Origin of the sequence: Acetoanaerobium noterae (assembly GCF_900168025.1) — a bacterium.
Lineage (GTDB): Bacteria > Bacillota > Clostridia > Peptostreptococcales > Filifactoraceae > Acetoanaerobium > Acetoanaerobium noterae.
On record NZ_FUYN01000004.1, the window covers coordinates 199587 to 215646 of the forward strand.

Sequence of the window (16060 nt, forward strand, 5' to 3'; positions counted from 1 at the left end):
TTATTTTTGCGCCTCCATCAAAATTGTCTCAAGTACTCCGTCAATACTGTAGGACTCAGCCTGAGCATGAACTTTTTTCCCATGCTCCTTTATTGTTTCACTTGTTATCGGTCCAATAGAGATTATTTTAGTTTCCTCAAGTTTCTTTAATATATTTTCATCTATCATTTCATAAAAATTACTAACTGTAGACGAGCTTGTAAATGTAATATAATCTGCTCCATCAAGAAGCTCATTTCTAGTTTCTTCATCAAGCTCTTCTATCTCAGATTTATATATTTTAACTTCATCTATGGTGCATTTATCTTCTAGTATTTTTATTAATATATCTCTTGCCCCTTCTGCTCTTGGAAGTAAAATTTTACTATCTTTTGTCACTTCTTCCAGTAATAGAGCTCCTAGCTCTTCTGCAACAAATCTTTTCGGCATCAAATCATACTTTATACCATAGCTAAGCAGCTCTTTAGAGGTTGCTTCTCCTATAGAAGCAATCTTTAAGTGACTTAATTTTCTTGCGTCAAAGCTTTCTAAAAGCTCATCCATAAATATCCTTACTCCATTTTGACTTGTAAATACAAGGTGAGTATAGGAATCTAATTTAGCAATAGCTTCTTTTAGCTCGTTATTATTTTTCTCAACTATTTTAATTGAAGGACATTCAATGACCATAGCTCCTAAATCCTCAAGAGTTTCTACTAGAGAGCTTGCTTGATTTCTAGCTCTAGTAACTATAACTCTTTTAGAATGAAGTGGTTTAGATTCAAAAAAATCAAGCTCATTTTTTAGATTTATTACTGTTCCTACTGCAATCAAGCTAGGCGGCCTAACTTCATCAGTAAATCTGTCATTTATTATTTCATCTAGAGTAGTAGTAATAGTTTTTTGGCTAGGGTGAGTCGCCCATGAAATAAGTGCAACAGGAGTTTTAGAATCCTTACCAGAATCACATAGACCTTTAGCAATATTTTTAAGATTTGCAACTCCCATATAAAACACCAAAGTTCCATCTAGCTTTGCTAAAGCATCATAATTTAGCTCATCTTCTTCAGATTTTAAATGCCCGGTAATAAGATGAAGTGATGATGCATGGTCTCTATGCGTTATAGGAATCCCCGCATAAGCTAGTCCTCCTATTCCTGAAGTAATTCCTGGTATTATTTCAAAGTCAACATTGTTTTGGTAGAGAAGCTGGCCTTCCTCTCCCCCTCTTCCAAAAACATAAGGATCTCCACCTTTTAATCTAACAACTGTTTTTCCTGCTAGTGCTTCATCTACAAGAAGTTGTGATATATCCTCCTGCTTCATTGTATGCTCTTTAGACGCTTTTCCAACATACACTAGTTTTGCAGATTTCTGATTGTATTTAAGAAGCTTTGGATTAGCTAGTCTATCGTAAACTATTACATCAGCTTTCTTTATCGCATTCATACCATTTACTGTTATAAGTCCTGCATCACCAGGTCCTGCACCTACTAGATATACTTTACCTTTTTTCATAGCTTTCCTCCAATGCACGTTTCATTTTCTTAGCTAAGGTTCTTCCTAGTTCATCTGCATTATCTGTTGTTCCAGTTATGTTATCTCTGATTAATTTACTACCTTGCTCATCTCCATAAACAGCATAGATAGTAATTTTATCTTCGTTTATTTCGCAGTATGCTCCTACTGGAGCATGGCATCCGCCTTCGATTTCTTCTAGGTACGCTCTTTCTGCTATGTACTGAATTCTAGAGCATCTATCCTCCACTTTGCTAAGTACTGCAATTACTTGGTAGTCATTCGTTCTGGTTTGAAGTGCTAGGATTCCTTGACAGGGTGCTGGAATCATAGTCTTCTCATCAAAATAATGAGAAATCTCGTTTTCTCTACTTATTCTCTTTAGCCCTGATGCTGCTAAAATAATCCCATCTAAATTTTGTGTATGAAGCTTATTTATTCTAGTATCTATATTTCCACGTATAGGCTCAAATTCTGCTTTTGGATAGGCTGCTTTAAATTGATAGCTTCTTCTTTTACTTCCTGTTCCAATAATCATAGTTTCGAGCATGCTGAGGTCTTCTAGCTTAAGGTTATTTTTTAAAATAAGTGCATCTCTTGGGTCTTCTCTTTTAGGAATGACTGGAAATACTAATCTCTCATCCATTTTAGTAGGCATGTCCTTCATAGAGTGAACTGCCATGTCTATTTCGTAAGATATAAGCTGCTCCTCTATCTCTTTTACAAAAATACCTTTATCATTCATTTTATCAAGTGGTATGTCTTGAATTTTATCCCCTTTTGTCTTTATTACTTTAATCTCAAAATTAACATTTGGGTTTAGTTTGCTTAGCTCATTGACGATAAGCTTTGTCTGAGTCAAAGCTAGCTGACTTCCTCTACTTCCAACTATTATTTTCATAATATCTCCTCGCCGATTATATCTTCTAACTCTTCTTTGCTCATATGGACTAGCTTTTCTAAAAGCTTCGCCTTGGTTTCATAATCATTTTGGGATTTTATTTTTTTTCGTGCTAAATCTAACAGCTTAAGCTTGTCTATATCAAGGGTTTCTAATACCTTTTCTATCTCACTTTTTAAATACTGGCAATAAATAGGACTTGCTCCAGATGTTGATATTGCAAGCAATAGCTCTTGTTTTTGTATAGTAATAGGATTTATAAAATCTGAATGCGTAGCATCGTCACAGCGTAAATGCCATATCTTATTTGATTTTGCATAGGTTTCAATTTCTTGATTTAATAAAATATTATCAGTACAAATAAATATAATGTCAGAATTTTCAAGATATTCGTAGTGCTTGTTTAAATCTAAAGCCTCTTCTATTAGCATGATACTTGTATTAGACTGAGTCTTTAATCTATTTACCTGCTCCTTGGTTTCAAGCTTAATTTCCTTTGAAATAACGTAAATATTTGCTGATTTATCTACTAAACCTTTTAGCTTCCTTAAGCCTACTGCTCCTAAGCCGATTATAAGAGCAGATTTCGTGGTTAAATTCAGCATAACAGGATAATAGTTTTTTTTATCCAAGATCAAAAAGCTCCTCAATTACTTTCATATATTCTGACTGCTTTTTATCTTCATCTATTTGTTTTAATGCTATTATCGGCTCTCTAATTAGTCGTTTAAGTGCAGAGTCCAGCATTTTTTCTACTATTCTCTTCTCCCTGCAAGGCAAATCCATTTTTCTATAAATGTAAGAAATTGTATCTCTGTGTATTTCTTCGCATCTCTCATTTAGAGATTTAATAGTATTGTCTACCTTTATTGTCTTTTTCCATTTGTGAAACTCTGTTATGCTTTCACTTATTAAGCCTTGAGCTTTTTCAGAAAGTTCGTTTCTTAGCTTTTCATTTTCTTCTGAGGTCTTTTTTAAGCTGTCAATATCAAATAACACTATATTTGAATCTAGTGCGATATCTGGGTCTATATCTCTAGGAAGTGCCAAATCAAGAGCATAGAGTTTTTTGGTTATAGGCGGAAGATCTAGTTTTTTTACTACTGTATGAGTAGATGCTGTAGCACTTACTAGAATATCCATTTGAGGAATATAGTCATATCTATTTTCGTACTCAACTTGAATTATAGATGGATATACCTCTTTCAGCTCTTTGATTTTCTGAGGATTTCTATTACAGCAGTAAATCTTTGTAACTCCTTCATCAAGCAAATGATTAAGAGCAAGTTTTCCCATTTTACCTACTCCGATTATAAAAGCTTTTTTATCAGATAAATCTCCTATTTTTTCTTTTAGAAATTTTACACCTATATAGCTAATAGAAAGTGGATTTTCCGAAATTTTATATGTGGATTTTATATTTTTAGCCGTAGTTATCGCTTCTCTAAAAAGCTTGTTCATGAACTTCTTACTCGCATCTAATTCCATCGCTGTCATAAGTGCATCTTTAACCTGACCTAAAATTTGGTCTTCTCCAATAACTATAGAATCTAGCCCACTGCAAACCCTGTACAAATAATTGATTGCTTCATCTTTTTTCTTAATAAAAATATAATCTGATATTTTATCGCTTTTAAAATACCTAGAATAAAAATCCTTAACAAGCTTTATATCTTCATCTAAAGTACTAGAAGCTATATAAATCTCACTTCTATTACATGTTGACAAAATGATAACTTCTTCTATCCCAAGGTCAAGAAGCATCGATGTAGCTTCAATTTTTTTTGCTTCTGAAAAGGAAGCCATTTCTCTTATTTCTATTGGTGCCTCTTGGTGAGACAAACCTATAACAGCAACATTCACTGATTTCACCTCTATTTTTCTCTAATAACCCTTTTTAACACTTCTATATCGTTAAACATTAATGGATAATTTACAATTGGTCTTTGTACTACTATTAATTTTACATCTAGTTCAATACATGCTTCAAGCTTATCCATGAAGCCTCCAAGGTTTCCACTTTCCTTAGTGATGAGTACCCCTGCGTTTGTAGATGTAAGCATGGCTTTATTTAAAGCTTTAGAAAAAGGACCTTGCATAGCAATAATATTGCTATTTTTAAATCCTAAATCCTCACATTTTTTCACAAGATCACTTTTTGGTAGTATTCTTATAAATATATCTACGCTTTGATTATAAGGAGCATAAATATCTGCATTGTTGCTGCCCACAGTAAGAAATATTTTATCTGATAGAGTCATGGCTAGCTTTATCGCTTCCTCATGAGTTTCAACGTAATATATATTTTCATCAGAATATGCTGATGAGCTTTGTCTTTCATATCTTAAGTAACTTATTCCCATCTCACTTGCTGCCTCAATAGCATTTTGCGACACCATAAATGCATATGGATGAGTTATATCTACTATTAAATCAACATTATTTTTTTCACAGAAATTAATTATACCATTTTTGTCCAGTTTGCCAACTATCATATATTTATCATAAGCTTTAAATATATCAATGGCATAATCTGTAGCAACAGAAAGATAAAACTCAATTTTTTCAGCAATTAGGTAGTCACATAGTTCATGCGCTTCTTTAGTACCACCTAGCACCAATATCATATTTTGTAGCCCCTAGGTGTAATCATTAAATCATCAGCTTTATAGGTAGAATTATTTCCTACTATAACTATAGAGGTCATATCTACTAAGGTATAATCTATCGCTTCTAAGGTAGTAATTATCTTTTCTTCATCTTCTCTAGCTGCATTTTTTACTATGCCAACTACAGTATCAGCAGATTTATATTTTTTTATAAGTTCAAATGCTCTTTCTAAATGATGCTCTCTGCCTTTGCTTCTAGGATTATAAAAACAGATTACAAAATCGCCTTGGGATGCTAATTCAACTCTTTTTTCTATTAAGTCCATAGGAGTTAGCAAATCACTTAGACTGATATGGCAATAATCATGCATAAGAGGTGAGCCAAGAAGCGCCGCTGCTGCAGTGCTCGCAGTTACTCCTGGAATAATATTCACTTTTAAATCTAGCTTTTCAGCTTCTAATAGCTCTAATATAAGTCCTGCCATTCCATATACGCCTGCATCTCCACTGCTAATAACTGCAACTATCTTACCAGTTTTAGCAATTTCTATAGCTTCCTTGCAACGCTCTATTTCCTGCTTCATTCCATTTGAAACTATTTCTTTGTCCGATAAAATAGGTTTTATAAGATTAATATAGGTTTTATATCCAACGATAACCTGAGAATTGTCGATTGCTTCCTTTGCTTGGAAGGTCATCATTTTTAAATCTCCAGGTCCTATGCCAACTACATTTATCACTATGCTTCCTCTTTTCTATATTTTGTTATTATTCCCAGTGAAAAAGTAACTCCATTAATAATTTGTTTTGGAAGAATTATCTTTCCAATTGATAGCTTATAGGCACTTGCTTCGGCTACTGATGAAACTCCAGCTATGCTCTTTACAAAGTCAGATGCTTCAATAGTATCTGTACTACTTATAGCCTTATCAAGTGTTGCCGTATCATAGGTTATAAACGGAGCTGAGAGCTTACTAGCTAATTCAATTATCCCAGACTCATTTTTTTTAAGCTCTATACTTGCTATTGTTTTAATTTGGCTTTCTTCTAGTAAATATTTATCACAAAGAGCATTTAGTCCCTCTTGGATTTTTTCATAGCTTGTATTTCTTCTACAGCCAATTCCTAAAACAAGATTTTGAGGTTTTATCTCATAGTAGCTAGTGTTTTCTTTAACTATTTTTAGTATAGCTTTATCTCCATGAAAAGCCCCTCTAATATGAATTACATACTCGTCTTTGTCTAGGTCAAGTGCATCCTGAAGGGTTACAATTTCAAAGCCTCTAATATCTAAGTTTAAAAGATTTAAATCAATATCAGAAAGCAAGTAGACTTTCTTGCCAGTTGCTAGGTTGTAGTTTATAGCTTTATAGATATCTCTTTGAGAATTATCATAAGCTCCTAGCTCATGAGCTATGATATCTAAGGCGCCTTTATTATTTACATCAGTAGCAGTAGTAATTACAGGAATGCAGCCTATAAGGTCAGCTAGCTGATTTGCAAGCTGATTTGCACCTGCTATATGCCCCCCAAGTAAGCTGATACAAAACTTTACCTCCTCATCCATTACTACTATAGCCGGATCTAAAGTTTTGTCCTTAATCATATGAGCTACGCTTCTTACTACTATGCCTGTAGCCATTATAAAAATAAGCTTACTATGAAGTTTATAGGCTTTATCAACTATAGATGAAAATTTTTCATCATAAAAATCCACTTTAAACTCACTATCAGCTTTTAGCTTTGATGGTGCGTATATTATAGCATCCTCAAGCAAACTCTCGATTTTAATAGCGTTTGCTAGAGCTTTATTTGTCAGTACTAGAATCCCTGTACTCATGAGCAAACTCCTTGTCATACAGCTTAGAATTGTAATAGGTATCTCCTAAGAATTTTCCAACCAGTATCAATGCTGTTTTCTTTATTCCAGCTTCTTCTACCTTTTGAGCTATATCACTTAACATTCCTCTTACTACTTGCTGGTCTGGCCATGTAGCTTTGTATATCACACAGCAAGGTGTATCAAGAGGATAGCCACCTTCTGTTAGCTCTGATACTACATCTGATATAGCCTGAACTGACAGAAATATTGCCATCGATGTGTTGTGAGAAGCAAAAGATCTAATGCTTTCTTTTGCTGGCACTGGAGTTCTTCCTTCCATCCTTGTTATAATAACACTTTGAGATATTTCAGGAACTGTGTATTCTACTTCTAAAGCTGAGGCTGCTCCTAAAAATGAGCTTACTCCAGGAACTAGCTCGTACTCAAGATTTAGTTTATGTAGCTCTTCAATTTGCTCTCTAACCGAACCGTATATAGAGAAATCACCAGTTTGAAGTCTTACTACGTTTTTTTGTTCTTTAACTCCTCTGTGCATTACTGCTATAATCTCATCTAAATCCATATATGCACTGTTGTGAATCTCACAACTTGGCTTGCAATAATCTAGTAGCTTTGGATTTACCAGCGAGCCAGCATATATTACTATATCTGCATTTGATAAACGATTGTATCCTTTTAAGGTTATAAGTTCTGGATCCCCAGGCCCTGCTCCTACAAAACAAATTTTCATTAGTTTTCCCATCCTTTGTTTATAAGTATAGTTGTAAAATATGATATGTCTTCAGGATTAATATTTTCAAAGCTTCTATATACTGTTTTGTTATCTTTCGATGAATTACTAACTACTATAGAGCATTTTTCTAAATTGTATTTCTTTATAAGCTCAACAACCTCAATAAAATTCTTGTAGACTTTCATTATCACTAGAGAGGTCTCATTTTTTATATAGGTTTCTAATTTCTCTATTCCTATTGTAGCAGGTATGATTACTAGAGGATTTTCTCCTTCTACAAGTGGGAAATTTTCACTTGAAGCTATATCTAAAAACGATGTGATTCCAGGTAAAGTCACTATATCTATTTTTGATTTTAGAATTTTAAGCAGATATATGTAGGTGCTGTATACCATAGGGTCTCCTATAGTTACGAAGCCTACATTCTTCCCTTTTTTTACTTCCTCTTCTATCTCGCTTGCTATAGAGTTCCAAGCACTATTTAAATCATCTTGATTGTAATTCATAGGAAAATGTCTTTCTCTTATTTCCAGATACTGAGAAATATATGGCTTTACAATATTATGTGCCACGCTTGCTGATTCTTTTTTTGCTGTAGGAACATAAAGTATATCTAACATTCCAAGTGTTTCTTTTGCTTTTACTGTAACTGCCTTTGAGTCGCCTACGCCTACTCCGATTCCATAAAATACTGCCATTTTACACCTCTTATAATTTTATTGTTTTTAAAATAAATGTTGGATTATTTGGTTTCATATATTGATAAGGTCCTATATCAGCAAATTTATTGATGCTGACTAGCCCTCCTTCTGCTTTTGCAAATCCTCTATGCTCATTTATATATGATAGTGATTCATAAAAATTTTCAATCGTTATGAAGTTCATCACTAGGATTCCATTTTCTTCTAGTAAATCGTAAGACCAGTTGATTATTTCTTTTACATTGCTTCCAGTTCCTCCAATAAAAATCCTATCAAACTTTCCTTCAATCTCAGCTGTAGGAGCTTTATCGTTTATGAGTCTTATTCTATTTGAAATATTTTTTTCTTGCTGATTAAATAAGTCCATATTGGCTAAAAACAAATCATAAGCCGCTTTATTTTGCTCTATAGCGGTAAGTAGAAGATGTTTATTTGAAAACAAAGCTTCAAAACTCACACTTCCAGTTCCAGCTCCTATATCTAGCATTTTTTTTGCATTATTTATTTCTAAATATCCAAGCGATATATATCTTATTTCTTCTTTTGTCATAGGAATCTTATCTTCTCTTTTGAATGCACTATCTCTCATAAGCATCCTCCTTGATAACTATTACGACATTCATATCATAATATTTCTCTTTATCTAGCTTTGACGCCTTTGAAAGAGTAATGCGTTCATTCTCATAAGCCAAATTTTCTCCTACTATAATATAGGGATCTAACCCAGCATCAAGGTACCTATTTGCAATATACACTGGACCTCTATTACTGTCTGTAACATATGCTACCTTATCCATATTTATAACTGTATCAAAGCTTAAGTCTTTGCCATGAGTTGATGTTATGTAAATATCATTCATGGATTGCTTTATTTTTGAGAATAGATAAGCCACTGAGCTTATTCCTGGTATTATTTCAACCTCCTTCTTATCTTCACCTGCAAATTTATCCATAAGATACTTTGCAATTCCATAAAGTGATGGGTCTCCCGATGCCAGAACAGCAATATTTTCATATCCTTTGGTGATACTTTCGCTAATCATAGCTGATAGTTCTCCAAGCTTCACATAGCTGGATTTTGATGCCTTGGTTTTTATATCACTAATTATATCTATATGTCTTTTAGCTCCGTAAATTACAGAAGCTGACTCAATTATAGCTATTGCTTCATTTGTTAAATATTTTGACTGCCCAGGACCTAGTCCAACGATTGTTATCATCTTATCAGCTCCTCAAGTAAAGTATTTGCCCCATTGCTTTCGCATATGAGATTTCCTTTTAAGTCAAACATCATTGTCTCAACCAAAATTTCGTTATAGGTGTGAACATGAGATTTTTGTGCAGCTTTTTGAGCCAATATATCAAAGACTTCATTATATCCATACTCTCTAATTGATGATATACTCTCTTCTGCAGTTAGACACTGCATAACTTTTTCAATAAGCGCTTTAGGTGCACCTAGTAAAGCTAAATTGGCTGAAATAATTTCGTTTTTTGCATCAGCAATGTGGCTATGGGTATTGAATATACCTCCAGAAAGCTTCACCATCTTACCTAGATGCCCAGATAAAAGTACTTTTTTTACTCCAAGCGAACTCGCTTCTCTTAGCATATAGCCTATAAAGTTACTGCAGATGCAAATTTTATCCTCAGCTACCCCTCTTGCTATGAGATTTTTTTCTCCCATATTTCCAAAGGTAAAGCACAAAGCCTCTGATTTTTTTTGCTTTAACTCTTCTAGTAAAGACCTTTTGAAAGCATCCTCACTCATAGGCTCTACTATACCAGTAGTTCCTAGTATAGATATTCCTCCTACGATTCCAAGCCTTGGATTAAAGGTTTTTTTGGCGACTTCCTTTCCATTTGGCACGCTAATTTCAATATTAAGACCTAAATTTTCGCTCTCATTTTCAAATTGACTGAAGATGAGCTCTCTTGGTTTAGGATTTATTGCTGGCTCGTTTATATCTAGCTGCAATCCATTTCTAGTTATTATTCCTATGCCCTCGCCAGCAGTCAGCTTTATTTTCGCTTCATTCGAATAGCTCACCTTGGCTACTATTTCAAGCTGGTTAGTTACATCTATATCGTCTCCAGCATATTTTTTTACTGAGCAAAATGCTGTATTAGTATTAGAATCATAACTACAGAAATCTGTAATTATTTTAAGTATAAGACCTGATGGTAGCTTTACATCTACAATATCTGGGACTTCTCCAGTAGAAAGTAGTAAATAAGCTCCCTTTGCAGCAGCAGCTGCTGCTGTTCCAGTAGTAAACCCTCTTCTTAATAGCTTGCCATCAACACTTACGCTACCGAGCTGTTTTTCATAAAACTCCATTTTAATCCCTTTCAACCATCTGATATAAAACAGCATTTACTATAGCTGCTGCTATATTACTTCCACCTTTTCTTCCTAGTGCTGCTATATGTGGAATATCAAATTTAGCTAGATAGTCCTTGGACTCAGCTGCACCAACAAAACCAACGGGAACACCAATTATTGCTTTAATAGAGGTATCTCCCTTTTGGATTTCCTCAATAGCTTGAAACAAATAAGTAGGAGCATTTCCAACAACTAAAATCTTATCTTTTTTTTCTTCTATCATTCTAAGAACTGAAGCCATTGATCTTGTTATACCTTTTTCTTTAGCTATTTCAGCTGTTTTTGGCTCAGCTACATAGCATTTAACTGAAATCCCTAGCTTAGAAAGAGCTGATTTGTTAATTCCAGATAATGCCATGTTAGTATCAGTGTAAATATCAGCTTTATTTTTAAGTGCTTTTGTTATTGTAGCTTGAAAATCTTCACTTATCTTAAGATTGTCTAAATAATCAAAATCTGCTGATGTATGAATGCATCTTTTAATTATTGCTTCTTCAAATTCATTTTTAAATTGATAGTTTTCTCTTTGTTCATCAATAATGCTTTGAATTATTTTAAAGCTCTCATCTTCAATTTTCATTGGATTCTTTATATATTCCATTTAGCTCATCCTCCCATAATTTATACCGCCATCTATTACTGGAAGGCAGTACATACGTCCAAAATATTTTGCCAAGTTGTTGTTAATAAGCTCACTTTTGTAATTTGCAGAGCTATCATTTATATCGAGTAATATTCCCACAACGCTTCCACTATGAGCTATATTAACACCATAAGCCCCTAGACTCATTGCTATATCCATCACTTCCTTAAGATATGGCTTAGGAAGAAGGTGTTCATTTAATAACGAGCTTTTATTTACAGCTTTTCCAAGCTCCTTTAGATTATTTGATTTTATTGCTGATTCAAAATCTCCTAAGATTTCGTTATATTTTAAAATATTTGACTTTTTAAACTCTGAATAACCTAATTTATTTCTTACATCTTTAGTTTTTATCTTAGCTCTAGGCTCTAATATAAGAGTTTTTAGGCCTCTAATATTACCTATATTTTTTATTAGATTCCCATTTAGGGGATTCATGGCAACCAAGCTTTTGTAGTAAATTGAATCTGTCGGTTCTATTTTTGCTGCTATCTTAGAAGCATCATCTGGCGAAATATCTATTCCAAGATAAGCGCACGAAGCTCCAATAACCGCTCCTATATCAGCAGTAGAACTAGCCATTCCTTTACTTCTAGGTATATTGCTAACCATCTCTAGGCTAAGATTTTTTAAAGCTTTTTCCTCATTAAAAAACTCAAAGGTTTTTTTCATAGCCATAATCGACTTTGGATATGTAGTTAATTTAGTATTTGAAGAGGTTTGCTCTGTTATTATAGCTTTTGAATATAATGAAACACAGTAAGAAGATAAATATTCTCCTGACTCTATTTGCCCTTGAATCAGCTCTCCACAGGAGGCTGGACAAATTCCATAATATTGCATCAAATCACCTCCATGCAAAGTATTTGTCTTATAGCATTAGCAAGAAGTGTATTGGACTTTGAATCCTTAATTGCGATTCTTATATAGGTATCGTCTAAGCCTCTAAAGTCCGTACATGTTCTTATTAACAATTTGTAATTTTTGAGAAGTACTGCTTTTATAGCAGTCCCACTAAAGCCTGTCGGTAGTCTTAAAAGCAAATAATTTGTTACTGATTGCTTTGTCTTTACATTCATATCTTCGTAAATTGAAATCAAGCGTTTAATTTCGTCTTTATAATAATAATGTGTTTTACTTGTTATAATCTCTGTTTGTAAATGCTTTACTAACTGCTCTGCAAACACATTTATTGTCCAAGGCTCTTTATACTGCCAAAGCATATCAATAAGCTTTTCATTTGATGTGAATATGTAGCCTAATCTTGCTCCTGGCATAGCATAAAACTTTGTTATTGCTTTTAAGATAATTACATTATTATAATTATTTATTTGACCTAGCATCGAATACTCTTTGTTGTCAGTAAAATCGATAAAGGTTTCATCTACAAATACGAGTGTACTATTCTTATTTGCAATATCTATAAGCTTTGAAAGATTTTTTATCTCACCAGTTGGGTTGTTAGGATTGCATATTACTACCATATCCAAATCCTCAATAGCATTTTGAAGTAAAGCTTCATTTTCTTGCTTTAACAAGTCAAAACTTAAATCCACTGGATTCTTGCCTGATATTTTTGCCGCTCTTTCATATTCACAAAAGGTTGGATGAAATATTCCTATTTTTTCAATTTGAGGTAGCTTCATTATCAAATAAATTAATTCTGTTGCTCCATTTCCAGGTATTATATTAGATGATTTCACATTGTAAATATTTGATAAAGTGTTTCTAAGCTCTTCATAATTAATATCAGGATATTTATTTAGGGTGGTTGTAATATTTGAAAAAATAGCCTGAAAATCTATTTGTGAGGTAAAAATATTAACATTTGAACTAAAATCTATTATTTCAGATTCATCTATATTGAGCATCTTTGAAGAAGCCTTTGTATCAGCTCCATGTACTCTATCTGATAGCTTTACCTCTTTAGCCATTTTGCTATTACTCCCTTCTGATTTGGCATATTTGATACCTTGTCTATAATTAAAGCTAGGAAGGTGTTTATCGCAAGCATGATTAAAACAGTTTTTGACATATCCATTGCTGCTTCATAAGTATAAAACGCTCTGATTGAAAAAAAGGTTATTATACTAGGTACTACAGTTATCGCTACAGCAGCTAAATTGGAGTTTTCATATTTCTTATTAGCTACTCCAAATAGGTACACTCCTAGTCCTACTCCAGCGGCAATTATTGCTCTAGCTAATAAATTTTGGGGAGAGCCTTTGTAAACTCCAGTCATCAAAAATACAAGAAAAGATAGACTGGCACCAGAAATATTGGACCCTGTTAATGTATATAGAATAGACGGCAAGCTTGTGAATGAAAATGTACTATTTCCTATATATAAAAACGAAAGTAAGTAAGAAACTATTAAAAACGCAAGGTATTTTAAGCTTAGCTTTGGTATTTTCATTTACATAAACTCCTTTATTGCTAATAAAGCTGTAGTTGTAATTACAGCAGACGTAGCTGTCATATACATAATCTTACATGTGGACAAAATATCGTCGTTATTAATCTCTCTTAACTTATCTCCTATTGTTGGCTTATATACTTCTTGGCCGAAATATACGTTTGTTCCTCCAAGCTGTATTCCTAAAGCTCCAGCTACTGCTCCTTCAGCAAAAGCACAATTAGGACTTTTATGATTTTTTCTATCTCTGATGCTTATAATAAAAGCTTTTTTTGCATTTCCTCCGGCTAGTAAGCTTCCTATACTCATAAATAAAGTGCTGAGTCTAGCTGGAATAAGGTTTGCAATATCGTCTGTTTTAGCAGAAAAATAACCTAGATTTATATACTTGTCATTTTTATATCCAACCATAGAATCAAGGGTATTTATAGCTTTGTACGCCATAGCAAGAGGTGCTCCACCAATTGCTGCGTAAAACAGTGGTGAAAGAAACCCATCAACTGTATTTTCCGCCACAGTTTCTACTACCGCTCTAATTATTTCCTTGAATTCTAGGCTTGTAGTATCTCTGCCTACTATATAAGAAAGTGCTAGCCTAGATTTTTCTATATCGCCAGTTTCCAAGGCTTTATATATCTTTACGGCTTCATCTTTAAGGCACTTAACTGAAAAAGTAGTGTAAAGTATAAAACCTTCTATCAATACACCTACAGACTCATTTATTCCAAAAGATAGCTTTACAAGTGAGAATGTAATTGCATAAGTTAAAGCAACTGTAGTTAGCATTAGGATAAATCCAGCAAATTTGAGCTGAGATTGAGATTTAAAGCTCTTTCTTAGGCTGGCTTCCATAAAATTTATGTATTTTCCTATAAATCTAGTCGGATGCGGAAAGCTATAGGGATCTCCAAATATCAAATCCAGTATAAATGCTATTAGGATGCTATAAATTAGATTCACTGTATTCCTCCAAAGCTGAGCAAAATTTATATATAAGATTGTAGTCTGAAGCAAAATGAGTATGAAGATAGGTTCCAAATGTATTTTTGTACTTATATCCTCCTGCCCAGGTTTTTATACTATAATCTGACATTTCTTTTTCCATGCTATATACAGGCTCTAAATCTGTTATAAATTCTGAATGGTGAAATTCATGCCCTCTTACTATTTGCCCTTTTTCTCCTATTATGGTTGACTCATTAAGTTTTCCTTGGCAATATCCGAATCTTTGGAGCTTTGCGCTCATCTTACTGTATCCAGATAGAATTCCAGTCATATCAAATTTGTTGCCATCACTATCTATCAGATAACCTCCTAAATACATAAGTCCGCCGCATTCTCCATAAATAGGCATGTTATTATTAGAAGCCTCTTTAATACTAGCTCTCATTTTAGTGTTATTAGATAGCTCTCTAGCAAAAATCTCAGGATATCCTCCTCCAAAATATATTCCATCACATTCTGGAAGCTCACTGTCACTTATCGGACTAAAATATTCTAGCTTTATACCTGCAAGCTTAAGTATATTAAGCGTATCTGGATAATAAAAGTTGAAAGCTTTATCGAAAGCAACAGCTAGCGTTAGATTCTTATCACTTCTTTTTATTGCTCGCTTAGACTCCCAAGTTGATTTTGCTTTGCTTATTTTTATAATTTCATCTAAATCCAAATATGTAGTAACCAAGTCTGCCATTGTCTGCAATTTTTGCTCTGAATCATCCAGCTCTGATTGCATCACTAGTCCAAGATGTCTAGATGGTAATGATATATCTGAATTTTTAGGTATCCTACCTAATACTTTCACATTTACATTTTTCTCTATTGCCTGCTTTAATATGTCATAGTGATTCTCGCTAGAAACATTGTTTAAAATTACTCCCACTATATCGAGGTCTTTATCGAACTCAACGAAGCCTTTTACTAAAGCAGCCGCTGAACCTGCCATAGCCCTTGCATCTATTACTAAAATAACAGGGCAATTTAAAATTTTTGCCATAGACGCACTAGAACAGTAATCACTGTCTGATTGATAGCCATCATATACGCCCATTACTCCTTCTATTATTGATATATCCGATGTCTTTGCATAGGCTGCAAAAATATTTCTTATTTCATCTTTTGGAAGTATGAATTCGTCTATATTATGTGAATCTAATCCAGAGGCCTGTTTATGGTAGCTTGTATCAATATAATCTGGTCCTACTTTATATGGCTGAACTTTTAGACCTTTATCCTTAAGCGCACGCATCAATCCACTTGTGATTGTAGTTTTTCCTGCTCCACTATGAGTTGCAGCTATCATAATCCTATCCATAATTTCCTCCCAATTTC

Annotated in this window: 18 protein-coding genes; all 18 read right to left on the minus strand. The window is 33.6% G+C overall.

The window, feature by feature from the left end; translation table 11 throughout:
* The 18 genes from cobA to B5X47_RS09535 are packed head-to-tail and all read right to left on the minus strand — an operon-like array spanning position 1 to position 16043.
* Positions 1 to 1497 (minus strand): uroporphyrinogen-III C-methyltransferase, encoded by a 1497-nt coding sequence (cobA, locus tag B5X47_RS09450; RefSeq protein WP_079589895.1) that lies wholly within the window; start codon positions 1495 to 1497, stop codon positions 1 to 3.
* Complete coding sequence (gene hemC / locus B5X47_RS09455) at positions 1484 to 2398, minus strand: hydroxymethylbilane synthase (protein WP_079589897.1); 915 nt, start codon at positions 2396 to 2398, stop codon at positions 1484 to 1486. Before hemC ends, cobA begins: the two co-directional genes overlap by 14 nt.
* Positions 2395 to 3030, minus strand: coding sequence for a precorrin-2 dehydrogenase/sirohydrochlorin ferrochelatase family protein (locus B5X47_RS09460; RefSeq protein WP_079589898.1), 636 nt, complete (start codon positions 3028 to 3030; stop codon positions 2395 to 2397). The genes hemC and B5X47_RS09460 overlap by 4 nt, the downstream gene beginning before the upstream one ends.
* Positions 3023 to 4261 carry a glutamyl-tRNA reductase gene (hemA, locus tag B5X47_RS09465; protein ID WP_079589900.1) on the minus strand — a complete coding sequence of 413 codons (1239 nt, stop codon included), beginning with the start codon at positions 4259 to 4261 and terminating at the stop codon, positions 3023 to 3025. Before hemA ends, B5X47_RS09460 begins: the two co-directional genes overlap by 8 nt.
* Before the next feature lie 11 nt (positions 4262 to 4272).
* The gene (cobK, locus tag B5X47_RS09470; RefSeq protein WP_079589901.1) at positions 4273 to 5025 is read right to left on the minus strand and encodes a precorrin-6A reductase; all 753 of its coding nucleotides are present in this window, start codon (positions 5023 to 5025) and stop codon (positions 4273 to 4275) included.
* A complete protein-coding gene (cobJ, locus tag B5X47_RS09475) occupies positions 5022 to 5747 on the minus strand; it encodes a precorrin-3B C(17)-methyltransferase (protein ID WP_079589903.1) in 726 nt (241 codons plus the stop codon). The genes cobK and cobJ overlap by 4 nt, the downstream gene beginning before the upstream one ends.
* Positions 5747 to 6847 (minus strand): cobalt-precorrin 5A hydrolase, encoded by a 1101-nt coding sequence (locus B5X47_RS09480; RefSeq protein WP_159446448.1) that lies wholly within the window; start codon positions 6845 to 6847, stop codon positions 5747 to 5749. Before B5X47_RS09480 ends, cobJ begins: the two co-directional genes overlap by 1 nt.
* On the minus strand, positions 6816 to 7580 hold the full coding sequence (locus B5X47_RS09485) for a cobalt-precorrin-4 methyltransferase (RefSeq protein ID WP_079589906.1): 765 nt from the start codon (positions 7578 to 7580) through the stop codon (positions 6816 to 6818). The genes B5X47_RS09480 and B5X47_RS09485 overlap by 32 nt, the downstream gene beginning before the upstream one ends.
* Positions 7580 to 8281: a cobalt-factor II C(20)-methyltransferase gene (locus B5X47_RS09490; protein ID WP_079589907.1), complete on the minus strand. Its 702-nt coding sequence runs from the start codon at positions 8279 to 8281 to the stop codon at positions 7580 to 7582. Before B5X47_RS09490 ends, B5X47_RS09485 begins: the two co-directional genes overlap by 1 nt.
* A 10-nt stretch (positions 8282 to 8291) precedes the next feature.
* Entirely contained in the window at positions 8292 to 8873 is a 582-nt protein-coding gene (cbiT, locus tag B5X47_RS09495; protein ID WP_079589909.1) for a precorrin-6Y C5,15-methyltransferase (decarboxylating) subunit CbiT, read from the minus strand.
* Entirely contained in the window at positions 8863 to 9504 is a 642-nt protein-coding gene (gene cbiE / locus B5X47_RS09500) for a precorrin-6y C5,15-methyltransferase (decarboxylating) subunit CbiE (RefSeq protein ID WP_079589910.1), read from the minus strand. Before cbiE ends, cbiT begins: the two co-directional genes overlap by 11 nt.
* A complete protein-coding gene (cbiD, locus tag B5X47_RS09505) occupies positions 9501 to 10661 on the minus strand; it encodes a cobalt-precorrin-5B (C(1))-methyltransferase CbiD (RefSeq protein ID WP_079589912.1) in 1161 nt (386 codons plus the stop codon). The genes cbiE and cbiD overlap by 4 nt, the downstream gene beginning before the upstream one ends.
* Positions 10627 to 11271: a cobalt-precorrin-8 methylmutase gene (locus tag B5X47_RS09510; RefSeq protein ID WP_079589913.1), complete on the minus strand. Its 645-nt coding sequence runs from the start codon at positions 11269 to 11271 to the stop codon at positions 10627 to 10629. The genes cbiD and B5X47_RS09510 overlap by 35 nt, the downstream gene beginning before the upstream one ends.
* A complete protein-coding gene (locus B5X47_RS09515) occupies positions 11272 to 12156 on the minus strand; it encodes a GHMP family kinase ATP-binding protein (RefSeq protein ID WP_079589915.1) in 885 nt (294 codons plus the stop codon).
* Positions 12156 to 13247, minus strand: a complete 1092-nt coding sequence (locus tag B5X47_RS09520; RefSeq protein WP_013361201.1) for a pyridoxal phosphate-dependent aminotransferase — start codon at positions 13245 to 13247, stop codon at positions 12156 to 12158. The genes B5X47_RS09515 and B5X47_RS09520 overlap by 1 nt, the downstream gene beginning before the upstream one ends.
* Positions 13232 to 13729: a hypothetical protein gene (locus B5X47_RS09525; protein WP_079589916.1), complete on the minus strand. Its 498-nt coding sequence runs from the start codon at positions 13727 to 13729 to the stop codon at positions 13232 to 13234. Before B5X47_RS09525 ends, B5X47_RS09520 begins: the two co-directional genes overlap by 16 nt.
* The gene (cbiB, locus tag B5X47_RS09530; RefSeq protein ID WP_079589918.1) at positions 13730 to 14689 is read right to left on the minus strand and encodes an adenosylcobinamide-phosphate synthase CbiB; all 960 of its coding nucleotides are present in this window, start codon (positions 14687 to 14689) and stop codon (positions 13730 to 13732) included.
* Positions 14673 to 16043 carry a cobyrinate a,c-diamide synthase gene (locus B5X47_RS09535; RefSeq protein ID WP_079589919.1) on the minus strand — a complete coding sequence of 457 codons (1371 nt, stop codon included), beginning with the start codon at positions 16041 to 16043 and terminating at the stop codon, positions 14673 to 14675. The genes cbiB and B5X47_RS09535 overlap by 17 nt, the downstream gene beginning before the upstream one ends.
* Positions 16044 to 16060 lie beyond the last annotated feature (17 nt).

Excerpts from the sequence above, each read along its gene's own strand:
- B5X47_RS09525 (WP_079589916.1), bottom strand. The coding sequence starts at position 13,729 with ATGAAAATACCAAAGCTAAGCTTAAAATACCTTGCGTTTTTAATAGTT.
- cbiT (WP_079589909.1), bottom strand. The coding sequence starts at position 8,873 with ATGAGAGATAGTGCATTCAAAAGAGAAGATAAGATTCCTATGACAAAA.
- cobK (WP_079589901.1), bottom strand. The coding sequence starts at position 5,025 with ATGATATTGGTGCTAGGTGGTACTAAAGAAGCGCATGAACTATGTGAC.
- B5X47_RS09490 (WP_079589907.1), bottom strand. The coding sequence starts at position 8,281 with ATGGCAGTATTTTATGGAATCGGAGTAGGCGTAGGCGACTCAAAGGCA.
- B5X47_RS09480 (WP_159446448.1), bottom strand. The coding sequence starts at position 6,847 with ATGAGTACAGGGATTCTAGTACTGACAAATAAAGCTCTAGCAAACGCT.
- B5X47_RS09535 (WP_079589919.1), bottom strand. The coding sequence starts at position 16,043 with ATGGATAGGATTATGATAGCTGCAACTCATAGTGGAGCAGGAAAAACT.
- hemC (WP_079589897.1), bottom strand. The coding sequence starts at position 2,398 with ATGAAAATAATAGTTGGAAGTAGAGGAAGTCAGCTAGCTTTGACTCAG.
- B5X47_RS09510 (WP_079589913.1), bottom strand. The coding sequence starts at position 11,271 with ATGGAATATATAAAGAATCCAATGAAAATTGAAGATGAGAGCTTTAAA.
- B5X47_RS09515 (WP_079589915.1), bottom strand. The coding sequence starts at position 12,156 with ATGCAATATTATGGAATTTGTCCAGCCTCCTGTGGAGAGCTGATTCAA.
- cbiD (WP_079589912.1), bottom strand. The coding sequence starts at position 10,661 with ATGCTGTTTTATATCAGATGGTTGAAAGGGATTAAAATGGAGTTTTAT.
- B5X47_RS09520 (WP_013361201.1), bottom strand. The coding sequence starts at position 13,247 with ATGGCTAAAGAGGTAAAGCTATCAGATAGAGTACATGGAGCTGATACA.
- cbiE (WP_079589910.1), bottom strand. The coding sequence starts at position 9,504 with ATGATAACAATCGTTGGACTAGGTCCTGGGCAGTCAAAATATTTAACA.
- cobA (WP_079589895.1), bottom strand. The coding sequence starts at position 1,497 with ATGAAAAAAGGTAAAGTATATCTAGTAGGTGCAGGACCTGGTGATGCA.
- B5X47_RS09485 (WP_079589906.1), bottom strand. The coding sequence starts at position 7,580 with ATGAAAATTTGTTTTGTAGGAGCAGGGCCTGGGGATCCAGAACTTATA.